Source organism: Cohnella laeviribosi DSM 21336 (assembly GCF_000378425.1).
In the GTDB taxonomy this organism is placed as follows: domain Bacteria; phylum Bacillota; class Bacilli; order Paenibacillales; family Paenibacillaceae; genus Cohnella; species Cohnella laeviribosi.
In genome coordinates, this window is sequence record NZ_KB899820.1 from 80,147 (window position 1) to 94,708 (window position 14,562).

Below are 14,562 nucleotides of genomic sequence, written 5' to 3' on the forward strand. Positions count from 1 at the left end.
TTTGTCAACGTTCACAGAACAGTTCACAAATTGTTCTCAAAACTGTCAAAAACGTTGCGGATCAAGGGATTTCAACCGCGCCGCCTCTTTACTCTCCCGTGATTCTTCGGGTGCCCCCGCCCGGGGCCGAACTCCCGATCAAGCCGTTTTTTCTTCCCTCAAAGATTTGCCAACCGCTCCTTGTTTTATGTATCGGGCATGTACATACTTTGAACCTGCGGCGCGAACAATATGCGCAATCGCTCCATCTAAGGGGAGGAACAACGATGATACGCCGATGGCTAGTTTGCGGCGTCGCTCTCGCGATCGCCTGCGCCGCGTCCGGCTGCAACTACAAGGCTCATTTTCAACGCAGCGCCTACGATTATTCCAGCCGCGCGCATCACGATCCGAAAATGCAGACGGCCCGTTCTTACGGATCGACGACCCGAGATCCCAAGCAGCATGAAAACCGTTATTTCAAGTACGATTCCAAGCTTTCCTATAAAGTGCGCGCGCTTCCCGGGGTTAGCTCCGCCATCGTCATGGTGACGGACAAGAACGCCTATGTCGCCATCTTGACCGATTGGTCGGCTACGGGCACCAAATCGCACGGCGGACCGATGACCAAGGAACAGGACAACTCGGGAACGACGGACGGCGTATACAACAACGATACCGGAAGCTCCAAGTGGAGCTATCGGCAAATGGTCTCGCCCTATAACTCCTACTTTTCCCACAAGGACCCGTCCGACTTGTCCACGGAGCTGAGGCAAGTGATCGGCGACACCGTCCGGAGAGCCAGCGGGCAAAAATATTCGGAAGTGCATATTTCCGCCAACCAGGAGTTCGTCAACCAGCTGCTCGAGTTTGCCAAAGCCGACTGGGCGCAACGCCCGCTGAAGCCCCTTCTTCCGGACTTCAACAGACTGGTCCAGTACACGTTCGGCGGAGGCAACGAAGTGCCGGTTCCGCTTTACGAAAAAGTTCCGCAGAAATAAACGGTTGTCCGGCGACGTACGCGCCATTGAACCGAGCGAACGGACGGAGGCAGCTCATAAGTCAAATGACGGAGGAGCTATAAAGAAAGAATTCGCTTCTTATCAAAGAAGGAGATGGTAAATCCGGAAATGACACGTATTCCAAAAACAAATCCATTTTTGTCACAAAAAGAGCCGGCCCTCAAGTAGATTGGCTACTTACGGGCCGGCTCCTTTGATTGTTCAATCCGGATTTCAACCTTTATAAAAATACCGGACGGGACCATCCCTGCTGCGGCGAAGCCCCCATTCCGGATCGGTCTTGTCGTTGTCTTAAGAAACCGTGGAATTCAATTTGTCCATCTCGCGTTCGACAAGCAAGGTCAATTCGTCCTCATATCCGCCCGTAACCCGGTATTTGCGGATATAGTCCTTGACAAACTTGCGTGGATCCTTGGGTCGGAAAATTCTAGTCAGCTCCACCAAACTTTCCTGAACTTCGTTGTGGCTTCGTTTCGCCATGACAATCCCTCCCAGCGGAACAAGTCCCGCAAGTTTTGCTTCTTACCTGCTGTCCACCCCGACTGCAACGAATTTTCAAAATTCTCGTTATTTTTATTATAACAGCTTTGCGGCCGGGTTGAAAGCAAAACCGTCAATATTGGGACATCTGGCGCATTTTCTCCGGGGAGAGAGGCAGCCTGCCTTAGGCCGCTCAATCCCGGACCTCAAACCGGTGTTTGGAACCCGAAAGGGTAAATTCGTCGCCCGGAAGCAGCTCGTAGATCCGGCCCGGAACGAGCCTTCTTCCGTCGGACAGAAACGTTCCGTTGGACGATCCATGGTCTTCCAGCAAAAAGGTCCTTCTGTCGGCCACATAACGGAGCGAGCAATGCTTGCGGCTGACGTCCCCGGCGTCGCTCGGGAACACGAGACCGCATTGCAACGCGTCCCGTCCGATATACAAAGCGCGTTCGGTCACCCGAAAGGAACTGCCGGCAAACTCGCCGTCCAGTCCGCAAAGCCTCGGCTCCCCTTCTGCGGCCTTCTGCGCGGGCTCCGGCCGCGCAGCGGGCGACGACCATTGCCGCGCATCTCCGGGAAGCGCCACGTCCATCGTTTGAAACAGACTATCACGCCGGTTGCCGTCCGTCTTGCCGAACGATTCAGCGCCGGCCGTCTCCGCTTCGGCCGGCTCCGCGCTGAACGACTCTCCGCCGTACGAATTTGCGCCGGCGGATGCTTCGAACCGCTCCTCCGCCGTTTCTTCGCCGGCAGCCGTCTGCTCGTCGCTGATTCCGCGGGATTGGTTCGTCATTTGCAGAAAGGCGATCACCGCGACAACCGCCACCACAATGCCGAACGCCATTGCCGCCAGAAGCGGCAGCGTCGCCATACCGGATTGAGCGCGAAATCCTTCGTACGAATCGGCTGCAAATGCGGGCGTAGTTCCCAGGCACAAGGCCCAAACGGCACCGGCAGTCGCAGCCCACGCCCGTCGGCCGAACCGCCTGCGTCGGTCCACGACCGCTTTCATCACTTTCGTCCTCCTTTCCCTATATATACCGGATCGTCGGCGCAAAGGTTTCACCCCCTTACGAGATGCGAATAACGCAGATTTTTGTAAACGCTTACGTTTGTTTGGATAAGAATTCGCTTTCGGCGAGCGGGCTCGATTATAGTATACCCGAAACGGGAACTTCCGCACAACGAAAGCCGCTTTTTTTAAACCAACCTTTAAATTCCCGCCCAATCCCGCAAACCTCGCAAATCCGGCAAGCTCGGCTTACGGAACGACACCGTCAGCTTTCCCTCGCCCGCATGAACCTTTTCGATCTGAAGCCCCTTGGGCAAATGCTCGCCAAGCGGAACGGCAATGTCCCCAAGCCCAAGCCGCTCCCGGGGAAGCGAAACATCCTTGATTCTCGCTTTAACGGGCGTAGCGACAAGATAGGGAGGCTGCCAAGACAGACGGTATTCAACGACGGCGCCGGCCGGGATACGCGCTTTCCACCGGACATTGACGTGCGCGACGACCCGGTCCTCCTTCAGTTCGAACCTCGCGCCCGTGATCTCCAGATCGTCCGCCACTTCAGGATTGCGCGCCAGCGACGCTTTTGCCAGATTGTTGACGTCCGATTCGGTGAGCGTAAGTTCCGTCGACAACCGTCCGGCCATCTCCAACAAACGATCGCGCAGCGGCACTTCGGCGTAGATTAGGTCGAGTTCCTCGTCCGGAGCGATGTACAGATACGCCGCGCCCCCCGCTCCGGCCATGAGCAAAACGAGCGCAACGCATGTTATCAGCAGCTTTTTCACCGTCGGTCCTCCTTCCCGCATACGCTTGCGCGAATTTGCAACAATACGGATTGACTTCCGCTCTATGTAAGAGTATAACATTAAATAAATTGTACGTCGGAACCCGATTCGACCGTCCCATCGATCTAGGAAGTTCCATGCGCCGTTACGGATCGAAGTCCGTCCCTTCGGGGGCGGCTTTTTGTTTTCCGAAGCCGGTCGAATCGCACAGAACCCGAAAGGAAGGATTGCCGATGACCCATCCGCGCATTTGGACCGATACGCCAGTTCGTCTGGAAGACATCCTTCACGCCCACCGCGTGCTTCAAGGCATCGTCGTGCCGACCCCGCTGCAGCACAACCGCGGGCTGTCGGCCAAGTACGGCGGCAACGTGTTTCTCAAACGCGAGGACCAGCAGGTCGTGCGCTCGTTCAAAATCCGCGGAGCCTACCACCTGATCTCCTCCCTGTCCGAAGAAGAGCGCCGCAAGGGCGTAATATGCGCCAGCGCCGGCAACCATGCGCAAGGCGTCGCCTACTCCTGCCATTCGCTTGGCATCCGCGGCATCATTTACATGCCGACGACGACGCCCCGGCAAAAAATCAACCAGGTCAAAATGTTCGGCGGCGACAACGTGGAGGTGCGGCTCGTCGGCGATACATTCGACGACGCTTACGCCGAAGCGGTCAGGCACAGCTCCGAGGAAGGGCTGCCCTTCGTTCACCCGTTCGACGATCCTCGCATTATCGCCGGAAACGCAACCGTCGGAAAAGAAATCATTGAAGCCAGCACCGAGCCGATCGACGTGCTGCTCGTTACCGTGGGCGGCGGCGGACTGGCCGCAGGGGTTGCCGCCTACGTCAAAACCGTCAGCCCGGCGACGAAAATCATCGGCGTGGAACCCGAAGGCGCCGCTTCCATGCTGCGCTCCCGGGAAAATCGGGAAGTCGTCACGCTCGAAGAGATCGACAAATTCGTCGACGGCGCGGCGGTCAAGCGGGTCGGCGACCTGACGTTCGCCATGTGCGACGAACTGCTGGACGACATCGTGGTCGTGAACGAAGGCCGCGTCTGCACGACCATTCTGGAGCTTTACAACGAGCATGCGATCGTGGCCGAGCCTGCAGGCGCGCTCCCGGTGGCGGCGCTCGCTTCGCTGGGCGACCAAATCGCAGGCAAAAACGTCGTCTGCATCGTCAGCGGCGGCAACAACGATGTCGACCGGATGCAGGAAATCAAGGAACGTTCGCTTATTTTCGAAGGATTAAAGCATTATTTCATGGTGAATTTCCCGCAGCGGGCCGGAGCGCTCCGCGAATTTCTCGACGACGTGCTCGGGCCGGACGACGATATCGTCCAATTCGAATATACCAAAAAGCACAACAAGGAAAACGGACCCGCCCTAGTCGGCATCGAGCTCAAAAACAAAGCCGATTACGAGCCGCTGATCGAACGGATGAAGCGCAAAGGGTACCGGTTCATGGAACTGAACAAGGATCCGCTGCTGTTTAATCTGCTTATTTGACGCTCAGTTGACAATGACTTAATAGTTGCCCGCTATGCTGATCTTGATTCCATTCGCTTGACGAACTCCGCCGGAGGAAGAAAGCTCACGGCGGAATTCCGTCCGGCGGGTTGGGGCACCATTCTGCTATGAAGACATTCGCCGCAGAAAGGACGGGCTTAACATGGCGGGAACAACGACAACGGAGGCGAGAGCCGCGCAGCTCAAATTGTGGGTGCTCTATGCCAGCTTCGGAGAAGGGCACTATCAGGCGGCCAGCGCTTTGAAAACGGGCTTCGAGCGGTTGGGCGTTCAAGACGTCCGGCTGATCGACCTGCTTGCAAAAGCCCATCCGAAGCTGAACGAACTCAGCCGGTTCATTTACCAGAAAAGCTACACGCTGTGTCCCAACGTTTACGGCTTCGTATACAACTTCACCAAAGACATGAGGCCGCAATCCGCATTGGCCCATTGGCTTCATTCGATCGGAGCGCAGACGCTGCGAAAAATGATCGAAGCCGAACGCCCCGATGCCATTATTCATACGTTCCCCATGCTTGCGCTCCCCCTTATCGACAGACGCAATCGCCTGAACATTCCCATGTACAACGTTATCACCGATTTCGACCTGCATATGCGGTGGGTTCATCCGCGGGTGCGGAAATATTTTGTCGCGACCGACGATCTGGCCCGCCAGCTCGCCGCAATCGGCATCCCGCGCTCCCGGATCGCCGTCACCGGCATCCCGCTCCGCCCGGTTTTCTCCCAGCCGAAGCGTCCCGAAGGCGGCGCGTTCCGCTACGGCCTCGATCCGGCGCGCCGCGTCGTGCTCGTTATGGCCAGGGCAATCGGCGCTCCGAACGTCATCGCCAAGTGGTGCCGCCAACTGATAGCCATGCACGACGTGCAGATCGCAATCGTTTGCGGACGCGACCGGAACCTGGAAAACGCCATGCGCCACGCGTTCGAAGCGGAAAGCCGAAACGTCTCCGTATTCGGATACGTAGAACGAATTGACGAGTTGATGGCGCTGTCCGATTGCATTATTACGAAACCCGGAGGACTGACGCTTTCCGAGGCCATCGCGACCGGCCTGCCGATTTTCCTGTACCGACCGATACCGGGACAGGAGCTCGGCAACGCGCGTTATCTCGCTTCCAAAGGGGCCGCCGTCATCTGCAACACGCCGGACGGGCTGGCGCGCTCGGTTTCCGCGCTGCTTGCAAGCCGCGAACGGATGCGGGAGATGAAATCGTCTCTCGCCTCGCTGCGGAAGGAAACGGCCGCGGATCGGATCGCCTTGGATATTCTGCTAAATTTACCTATAATCAAGGTTAACGGGAACCGAGCCTCGGCGGGCGATGCCGTTGTCCCGCGGAGAAGAGCGCAGACCGAACCGCAACGGGCCGACGTCCCGCCCGCGCTTCGGTACGGGTTGCCCGTCCGCCCGGCCGATTCGGCCGAACGCGGCGAGTGACGGGAGGGAGGAAAACATGCCTGCGAACATCTCGGCGGCCAAGCCGCTGTTCCGTCCCGAAATGCCGCTTTACGGCGCCATTCTTTTTTTGACCGAGTTCATTCGCGGAGCGGTGCTCATCAGCTTTCTTCCGATCTACGGAAACAAAGCGCTCGGCCTGAACCTCGACGTCATCGGCATCGCCGTATCGGCGCATTATGTGTCCGATACGATGGTCAAGCTGAGCATCGGCTATTTTCTCCATCGCGCGGGCGTCAAGCTTGTCGTCGGCTTCGGGCTGCTGGCCACGCTCGCCGGCATGCTGCTGGCGGGGTACGCCGAATGGCCCTGGCTGTTCATTGCCGCTTCCGCCCTGCTCGGCATCGGCATCTCGCCGATTTGGATCGTCTGCCTGTCGCAGGTGAAGGAGGAACGGCGGGCTACGCAGATGGGCATTTTGTATACGGTTTGGCTCGTCGGCCTCGGAACCGGGCCCGTCGCGTCGAACCTGCTGCTCGAGCGCGGCCTTGGGCTCGCTTATTGGGCGATGGTCGGGGTGTCCGTCGCGTCCTGCCTACTGTCGCTCCTCATTCCCGCCGCATCGCAGGCGGAGGTGAGCGTTCTTCCGTTCGCCAAGCAGCTTGCGCAGCTTACGTCGCGGCTCCGGGAGATGAAGCCACTGCTGCCCGGCATGGTCCTGCAAACCCTTGCCGCCGGGATGCTTCTCCCGATTCTGCCCAGCTTTGCCGGGAACCACTTGGGCATGAGCCCGTCGCAATACTCGATCCTGCTGTTTACCGGCGGCGCCTTTACGGCGATCGGGCTCATTCCGATGGGGCGGCTGTCGGACCGCTACGGCAAGCAATGGTTCCTTGCCGCCGGTTTTTGCGTATTCGGGCTGACCCTGTTCGCCCTGACGCTCAAGCCGCCCGTCGCGCTTTCATTTGTGATGGCCGGCGTTCTGGGCGTCGCCTACGCGGCCGTGCTGCCCGCCTGGAACGCCCTGCTCGCCGCTTACGTTCCGCCGAATCAGCGGAGCCTTGGCTGGGGCGTGTTTTCCACCGTGGAAGGCCTGGGCGGCATGATCGGCCCCAGTATGGGGGGCCTTGCGGCGGCTTCGCTGGGCGAGCCGTTTGTCGTCGGCTTCGCCGGCGCGGTCTTTGTCGCCATTTGCATCGTCTATTTGCTTTTTCCATTTCGTCTGTTTCGCGGCTAGAAGCCGAAGCGGACTGCGTGAGGTATGATATGTTTCATATTGCGGAAGCGCCGCTGCTCCATCAGCAGTGGCAGGAATGGATTGCTTACGTGAAGAACATCCGCCTCGAGGACATCGGGGCGCTGCTGGACCGTTACTCGGCCCTCGGGCCGCTGCCCGGCATTTTATTGCCGCTGCTGGAAGCTTTTTTGCCCTTTTTGCCGCTTGTCGTCATCGTCGTGGCCAATGCGACGGCTTACGGATTGTGGTGGGGATTTTTCCTTTCCTGGATTGGCGTCAGTCTGGGGTCGTTTATCGTATTTATGCTTGCCCGCCGCTTCGCAGGCCGTTTCGGCGACCGGATCCGGCAGCGCATGCCGAGGATGGAGCGTTTTTTTTCCTGGATCGAGCATAAAGGTTTTACGCCGATTTTTGTGCTTTGCTGTTTCCCGTTCTCTCCTTCGGCGCTGATCAATATCGCATCGGGCATGTCCAAAATCAAAATGCATACGTTTCTGACTGCGATTTTGCTGGGCAAGGCGGTTATGATTTTTACGTTGTCGTTTCTCGGACACGATTTGCGGGCGCTTGTCGACCACCCCTGGCGGCTCGCCGTCGGAGCAACGTTGCTGTTTCTTCTTTGGCTGGTCGGCAAAAAGCTGGAGTCGCGCTATACGGGATAAGCCCGCCGGCGTCAAAACAAACCGGGGAATCCGCCGCCGCGGAGATATGGAAGATAATGCTCTTGCCCTGAAGGCTTGTGCCGCGATATGCTAGAGTTATCTTCTAACTACATAAATAAAACTAGGAAACGATAACCTATGACGATTGGTTTTTTTGACTCCGGAATCGGGGGCCTGACGGTGCTGGCCGAGGCGCTGAGACGGCTTCCCGATCGGGATTACCTTTATATGGCCGACACGCTGCACGTTCCGTACGGGACGAAGTCCAAGGACGAAGTCAGGACCTATGTTCTGCAAATGGTCGAAACGATGATACAAGAAGGCATCGACGCGCTGGTGGTCGCATGCAACACGGCGACCAGCATCGCCATCGCGGAGCTGAGGGAAAAGTACTCGTTTCCGATCGTCGGCATGGAGCCGGCCGTCAAGCCGGCGGTGGAAATGAACCGCGCAACCGGGAAAAGGGTGCTCGTCTTCGCCACGCCGCTGACGCTGCAGATGCCCAAATATTATGCGCTCGTCTCGCGCGTGGACGGCGACGGAATCGTGGATTCCCTGCCGCTGCCGGAGCTTGTGCGCCACTGCGAGGCGCTGCAGTTCGACAAACGCGTCATGACCGAATACTTCCGCGAAAAGCTGGCTCCCTTCGATCTCGACCGTTACGGCATCGTGGTGCTGGGATGTACGCATTATCCTTACTACAAAGGGATTCTCCGCGAAATTTTGCCGCCGCACATCGGTATCGTCGACGGCAACGTCGGCACGGTGAAGCGGCTGGCGGCGCTGCTGAACCGGTATGGCATCCCAAGCGGCGGCGGAAGCGGAAAGGTCCGGTTCATGTGTTCAAGCGGCGATCCCGCTTATTTGGACAAAATGCAGACAGCGCTGGCGATCTATCGGCAAAATATCCTCGAATCGGACGATTGAGGAAGCCATTGCCCCGATCTTGGCACGGGCCGAGGCCGGAATTCCCGATTATGGGAATCCGGCCTTTTGCCGTTTGAATTCCGTCCGCGCCTGCCTGTCCCGGCCGTTCAGGCATAACCTCGACGGCGCGGAGGCAACCTAGACGTTGACGTACAAAATTCACAGCCCGAGGGGGAACCGCCAATGTCCGGCGAACAGCCGTCCGCAGCCCAAAAGGAAGCGAGCCGCGCCCAATCCGAAGCCGACCAAGGCAAAGGCGGCAAGGCCCGCGCCAGCCGCCTTCAATCGCAGGCCGACCGCGCGGCGGTGCCTAAGCACGGCCAGTAAAAAACGAATCGCCGCCTGCCTTGTAACGAAAGACCAAGATCGTGTTAACGAGGTGCATAAACCGATGAGCGACGACAGCATGCCGCCGATGTCCGGCGAGCCGGTGGAAACCGACGGCGTCTACCGCAACGAGTGGGGACGCGAAGTGGAGCTGGACCGCGGCGATTTGTTTCCCGCGGATTCGCAGCTCGGAACGACCGAGTGGGAGCTTACCGAATTCCGCTTCGACAACCATCACGAAGGGCGGACGGACCCCCGGCTCGTTCCGAAGAAAAACGATATCAACAAAATGGGCAAAATCGAAAATCCCCGCCGCCAAATCGACCGCGGCAAAAAATGATCCAAAAAAACGGGTGCTTCGTCCTTGTCCGGGGAATGCACCCGTTTTTTCATCCGGCGATCGTACGCGCAGCCGCGTTGCCGTCCGGCTTAACTGTCCTTGCCGTCCGCCTCGCGCTGGAACCAGTGGTCCATCAGCTTGTCCAGCCGCCGCAGACGGTCTTCGTACGCGAACAGCGCCGACGTCACGACCAGCAGCCGGGCCCGCACCGTCACCTCGGTCTCGCCCTGCGCGGCGATGCGGGCGCGAAGCTTCTCGTCGAACTCTCCCTCCGCCGCAATCATCTCGGTCAGCCGAACGCCCGACTCCTCGGGCGGCGCCGCGAGAGCCGCACCGGGCTTCAGCTTTCCGTCCCATTTCCAAAGCAGCTGCTCGTGATACCCGCACAGCATTTCGATATGATCGTCCACCATCCGGTTCCATGCGGGATCGCTCGGGACGGCGAAGTATTGCTCCTCTACCGCTTCGATCAGCTCGTACCCTTTTTCCAGCGTCGTCAGCATTTCCTTGTACATTACCAGCAGCCGGGCTTTGCGGGCGCGGGAACGTTTCTTCCACACCCGCTCCTCCGCGAACATGCGGTAGTAGTCGTCCAGCTTGTGCAGCAGCTTGCGCAGCTGGTCCTGCTCCTGGCGGAAGACGTTCTCCTTCATCTCATTGGACACCGACGTGCGCAGCAACCGGGAGAGCATAGCCTGCGCCTCCTGCACCTGGCGTACGAACCGGCTGCGATGCCGCGGCGGCGCGACGGCGACATTGACCGCAAACGCGCAGGCGATCCCGATCAGCAGCGAGATCACCCGGTCCAGCGCCGTCGGCCAGCCCTGGTTCTGGGCTTCCATAATAATCACGACGGTCACCAGAGTCAGACCGATCGTGTCTTCGATTTTCAGGCGAATGCACAGCAAAATGACCAGGATGCAGACAAGCCCGACCGAGATCGGCGTACTGCCGACCAGCCAGTAGGCCGCAATGGCGATCGCGGCTCCAAGCACGTTGCTCTGCAGCTGATCGAGCACCTGCATCCAGCTTCGGTAAATCGAGGGCTGCACCGTAAAGATGGCCGCCACCGCCGCCAGCACCGGAGAATCCAGCCCGACCAGTTCTCCGAACCACAGTGCGACCGCGACGGCGAGCCCGGTTTTAAAGACGCGAGCTCCGATTGTCATGCTTCCGTTCCTTCCCTGCTCAAAATCACGTCAACGGCAGCCGCCTCCCGGCCGTTCACGAGCAGCGCAAGCTTGTGAACGCCGGGCAAGTGGCGCCGGGTTGAAAGATCGGCGAACGCATGCCGCCTCTCTCCCGCAAGCCTGCCTCCGCCTTCCACCGTCCGTTCGGCCAGCTTGAACAGCTTGCGGAACGAGCGTCCGCCGGCTCTCGGGTAATCGACGGCCAGCTCCAACCGAAGCTTCGCCGCCGCTTCCCCGCGATGCCGCACCGCGTAGCGCACGGCGACCGATCCCCCGATCGCGAGCTCCCGCGGCCGGGCGTCCCACGTTTCGACTTCGACCGACAGCCCCGCGTCGGGACTTAACCCGAACAGCGCGAGCGCTTCGGGGTGCGCCGCTCTGCGGATCAGGCTCCGCAAGCCGTGGCGGAGCACGCTGTCGGTCCGCTCGTTGCGGCCGTACCACATCTTGGCGAGCTCCAGCACCCGCTGCGGGTGATCTTTGGAAATGTCGTTCAGGTTATTGGCGACGCTCTTGCGAACATACGCCGACGGGTCGGCCTTAAGCCGGTCCAGAATCGGGATGATCGGCTCCGGATCACGCCTGAATTCCGGCAGCGCTTCGGCCCAGGGCAGCCTCGGGCGGCAGCCCTCGCTCGCCAGCCTGCGCACGTGCTCGTTCGGATGGCCGGCCCACTTCCGCATCTGCGCCATCATCCGCTCCGGATCGCGCCTGATGAACGGCCGAACGGCAAACTCGGCGCTGGACAGCGCCGTAAAGCGCTCAAGCGCCCGAATCGACCGGTCCCAATCCTCCAGGCCGTAACAGGACACAAACTCGGGAAAAAACAAATACGGGAACCCGCGGCATTCGTCCGCAATTCCCTCCAATATCGCCAAAGCGGCGGGATATTCGGCCGGGAGAGCCGCCCCGAGGCTGAGCGCGATGCGCCGGATGCGCCCCTTCAGCTCCAGGCTTTCCCAACCGTCCCCCAGCACCGATTCGCAGAACCGGTCCGCATCGAAAGCGGCCCATTGCCGCCGCACCCGTTCCGCGAACGCCGTCAGAAATGCCTCGTTATATATCGCTTTTAACGGCTCTGCCACAGCGGTTCCTCCTACGGTGTTGCCACGCCATTCGCTTCGCAAGCAATCCCCATTATAGCATGTCCGCCGGCCAATTTCCCGGCATCGGCACGGACTGCGCGGGGCGCAGGAGGAGAAAGCGGATACGGGCGGCCGGCTTGCCGGCGTCCGTCCTGCCCGAGCCCGGCGCAATCGCGGTCAAGCGCTGCCGGTTCGCCGGGCACTGTGGAACGCCGGGCCGCGCCGCCCGGTCAGCCGCTTCTGGCGGCCACGGGGACTTCGGGATAACGGAACGGCAGCCGGATCTCGAAGGTCGTGCCCTGTCCGACCTTGCTGTTGACGAAGATCTGGCCCTCGTGGTTGTCGACGATTTTGTAGCTGACCATAAGCCCGAGTCCGGTTCCTTTCTCCTTGGTCGTATAGAAAGGCTGCCCCATTTTGGCCAGCTGGTCTTCCCCGATTCCCGGCCCTTCGTCGGAAATCCGGACCACCACCAAATCCTCTTCGCGGAACATCGCCACGCGGATCGTTCCTCCGTCCACCATCGCCTCGATCGCGTTTTTGATAACGTTGATGAACACCTGCTTGATTTGATTTTCCACGCCGTATACCCACAGCACGTCGCGGCTGAAGTCCGATTCGATGACGATATTGTGCAAAATCGCCTGCGCCTCAAGCAGCGTGATCGTATCCCTCATCATGTTGCGCGCGTCGTAGTACGAAAAATCATGCACCTGCGGCTTGGCCAGCATGAGCAGTTCGCTGACGATTCCCTCGATCCGGTCCAGCTCCGAATTCATGATCTCGTAATAGATGCTATCCCGCCTGCCCGTGGCGATCAGCTGCAAAAAGCCTTTCAGGGAGGTGAGCGGGTTGCGGATCTCGTGCGCGATGCCCGCGGCCAGCTGTCCGGCCACATACAGCTTCTCGGAATTGATCAGCAGCTCCTCGTTCTTCTTGCGCTCCGAAATATCCCGGATGATGACCTGCACGGCCGGTTCGTTGTCCAGCGTCGTCATTGTCTCCACGATTTCCGTATGCAGCACGTTACCCTTCAGCGTATACCACTGCTGTTCCAGCGGGCCGTTGCTGCCCGTAATAATCAAATTGTGCAGCCTCTCCCGCACCGCATCGTGATCGCTCGGACGGAGAAAGGCGTAAATCGGCCTGTTCAGCAGTTCCTCCGGTTGATTGGCTTCGAACATGCGCAGTCCGACCGCGTTGACAAACGCCCATTTGTCCTGCTTGAAAATCGCGATCGTGTCGATCGAATTCTCGACCAGCAGGCGGTAGCGCTCGTCCATCTGGTTCATGCGCTTGTCGATGTACCAGGTTACCCAGGTGGAGGTGAGGATCAAAAGGGCTCCGATGCCCAGAATAAGCACCAAATAGCGGACGTCCTGGATGAGCTTGTCCAGGTTGTAGTAGACGGAGTATTCGACGGACAGCGCCTGCATGCCGATCCACTGCACCAGCAAGACCGACGAACCCAGCGTAAGGCTGGCCAGCCACTTGTACCGTTCCCCGTCCAGCTCGGCCATTTTGATCGCGGCGTACGTCCCCGTAAAAAGCAGCAGCAACGAAAGCGCGACTTTTCCTTTATCGACGGCAATTTGTTCGATGGGCTGTCCCAGCAGGGAGAAGTAATTCATGAAGCCGACGCCGAAGGCAAGAATCAGGCTGCCGATGAATTGCCGGAACCGGAAGGCTTCCTGAAGCGTCAGCATGACGAAGGCCATCAAGGCAAAAAAAATGTTGAACAACAGCGATATGGGCAAACTCCACGTAAAAAACAACGGGTCGCCGCTGGCGAGAATCGCTACGAAATGCTTCGTCCACATGCCTACGCCGAATACGAACGCCCCGCCCGTAAGCCAAAACAGCCGGAACGTATTGTTCGTCCTTTTCAAATTGCCCAGGAAGATAAACATCGTGTAAGATACGAGTATGCTGATGGCCAGAGCCAACAGCGGAAAAAGGACGAGCCAATAGGCTCCGTATTTATGCATGTGCGTTCCCTCGCGTCTCCGTGTTTGTTTTTAACAATTCGACGATTTTTTGCAAATTCCTTTCAAACTACTTCCAATATTGGAGGGGATTCGAGATGTTTCGCGACATGCTGAAGGAATTTAAAGCCTTTGCCGTCCGCAGAAATGTCATGGATTTGGCTGTTGGCGTCATCATCGGAGGAGCGTTTGGCCAGATCGTCAACTCGCTCGTCAACGACATCGTCATGCCGCCGATCGGTCGGCTGCTGGGCGGGGTCGATTTCAAGGATTTGTTCTGGCGGATCGGGGAACTGCCGGATGGGTTCAAGGGCAACCCCCAGACGCTAGCCGACGTGCAAGCCGCCGGAGTGCCCGTTATCGCGTACGGCCAGTTCGCCAATGTGGTGATCAACTTCCTGATGATCGCGTTTTCGGTGTTTTTGATGGTTAAGGCCATGAATACTTTATCCCGTAAAAAAGAAGCCGAGCAAGCCCAAGCCGAACCTGCCGCGAAAGAATGCCCGTACTGCCTGTCCGTCATCCCGCTCGCCGCGACGCGCTGCGGACATTGCACCTCGGAGCTGCCGGAAGGCCGCTCCGTTGCGGGACATAGCTGACCCGGCCCGGTGG

15 protein-coding genes are annotated in these 14,562 nt (G+C 58.9%); 9 read left to right on the forward strand and 6 right to left on the reverse strand.

Annotated features, from left to right (window positions below):
• The first annotated feature begins 266 nt into the window (after positions 1–266).
• Positions 267–980 (forward strand): hypothetical protein, encoded by a 714-nt coding sequence (locus tag F560_RS0110590; protein WP_019005710.1) that lies wholly within the window; start codon positions 267–269, stop codon positions 978–980.
• A gap of 312 nt (positions 981–1,292) precedes the next feature.
• Here F560_RS0110590 and F560_RS0110595 read toward each other — a convergent pair whose 3' ends face one another.
• The 3 genes from F560_RS0110595 to F560_RS0110605 form a co-directional block, all read right to left on the reverse strand.
• Positions 1,293–1,481, reverse strand: coding sequence for a hypothetical protein (locus F560_RS0110595; RefSeq protein ID WP_019005711.1), 189 nt, complete (start codon positions 1,479–1,481; stop codon positions 1,293–1,295).
• Positions 1,482–1,674: 193 nt separating this feature from the next.
• A complete protein-coding gene (locus F560_RS0110600) occupies positions 1,675–2,496 on the reverse strand; it encodes an FHA domain-containing protein (RefSeq protein ID WP_019005712.1) in 822 nt (273 codons plus the stop codon).
• 200 nt (positions 2,497–2,696) lie between these two features.
• Complete coding sequence (locus F560_RS0110605) at positions 2,697–3,278, reverse strand: hypothetical protein (protein ID WP_019005713.1); 582 nt, start codon at positions 3,276–3,278, stop codon at positions 2,697–2,699.
• A 233-nt stretch (positions 3,279–3,511) separates the two neighbouring features.
• On the opposite strand from F560_RS0110605, the gene ilvA reads away from it, so the two are divergent.
• The 7 genes from ilvA to F560_RS0110640 all read left to right on the forward strand — a co-directional run bounded on the left by ilvA (position 3,512) and on the right by F560_RS0110640 (position 9,690).
• Positions 3,512–4,783: a threonine ammonia-lyase IlvA gene (gene ilvA / locus F560_RS0110610; protein WP_026298215.1), complete on the forward strand. Its 1,272-nt coding sequence runs from the start codon at positions 3,512–3,514 to the stop codon at positions 4,781–4,783.
• Between the two features lie 163 nt (positions 4,784–4,946).
• Positions 4,947–6,239, forward strand: a complete 1,293-nt coding sequence (locus F560_RS22995) for an MGDG synthase family glycosyltransferase (RefSeq protein WP_019005715.1) — start codon at positions 4,947–4,949, stop codon at positions 6,237–6,239.
• Positions 6,240–6,255: 16 nt separating this feature from the next.
• Complete coding sequence (locus tag F560_RS0110620; protein WP_019005716.1) at positions 6,256–7,434, forward strand: MFS transporter; 1,179 nt, start codon at positions 6,256–6,258, stop codon at positions 7,432–7,434.
• 29 nt (positions 7,435–7,463) lie between these two features.
• Positions 7,464–8,096, forward strand: a complete 633-nt coding sequence (locus F560_RS0110625) for a TVP38/TMEM64 family protein (protein WP_019005717.1) — start codon at positions 7,464–7,466, stop codon at positions 8,094–8,096.
• A gap of 138 nt (positions 8,097–8,234) precedes the next feature.
• Positions 8,235–9,023 (forward strand): glutamate racemase, encoded by a 789-nt coding sequence (gene murI / locus F560_RS0110630; RefSeq protein ID WP_019005718.1) that lies wholly within the window; start codon positions 8,235–8,237, stop codon positions 9,021–9,023.
• Between the two features lie 183 nt (positions 9,024–9,206).
• Positions 9,207–9,350, forward strand: coding sequence for a hypothetical protein (locus tag F560_RS25930; protein WP_019005719.1), 144 nt, complete (start codon positions 9,207–9,209; stop codon positions 9,348–9,350).
• Between the two features lie 64 nt (positions 9,351–9,414).
• A complete protein-coding gene (locus F560_RS0110640; protein WP_019005720.1) occupies positions 9,415–9,690 on the forward strand; it encodes a hypothetical protein in 276 nt (91 codons plus the stop codon).
• 89 nt (positions 9,691–9,779) lie between these two features.
• Here the strand turns inward: F560_RS0110640 and F560_RS23000 are convergent, their stop codons facing one another.
• From F560_RS23000 to F560_RS24590, 3 genes are all read right to left on the reverse strand, one after another.
• Complete coding sequence (locus tag F560_RS23000) at positions 9,780–10,859, reverse strand: FUSC family protein (RefSeq protein ID WP_019005721.1); 1,080 nt, start codon at positions 10,857–10,859, stop codon at positions 9,780–9,782.
• Positions 10,856–11,965, reverse strand: a complete 1,110-nt coding sequence (locus tag F560_RS0110650; protein ID WP_019005722.1) for a DNA alkylation repair protein — start codon at positions 11,963–11,965, stop codon at positions 10,856–10,858. The genes F560_RS23000 and F560_RS0110650 overlap by 4 nt, the downstream gene beginning before the upstream one ends.
• A gap of 230 nt (positions 11,966–12,195) precedes the next feature.
• Positions 12,196–13,953, reverse strand: a complete 1,758-nt coding sequence (locus F560_RS24590; RefSeq protein WP_051088319.1) for an ATP-binding protein — start codon at positions 13,951–13,953, stop codon at positions 12,196–12,198.
• Between the two features lie 95 nt (positions 13,954–14,048).
• On the opposite strand from F560_RS24590, the gene mscL reads away from it, so the two are divergent.
• Positions 14,049–14,549, forward strand: a complete 501-nt coding sequence (mscL, locus tag F560_RS0110665; RefSeq protein WP_019005724.1) for a large conductance mechanosensitive channel protein MscL — start codon at positions 14,049–14,051, stop codon at positions 14,547–14,549.
• Positions 14,550–14,562: the final 13 nt, after the last annotated feature.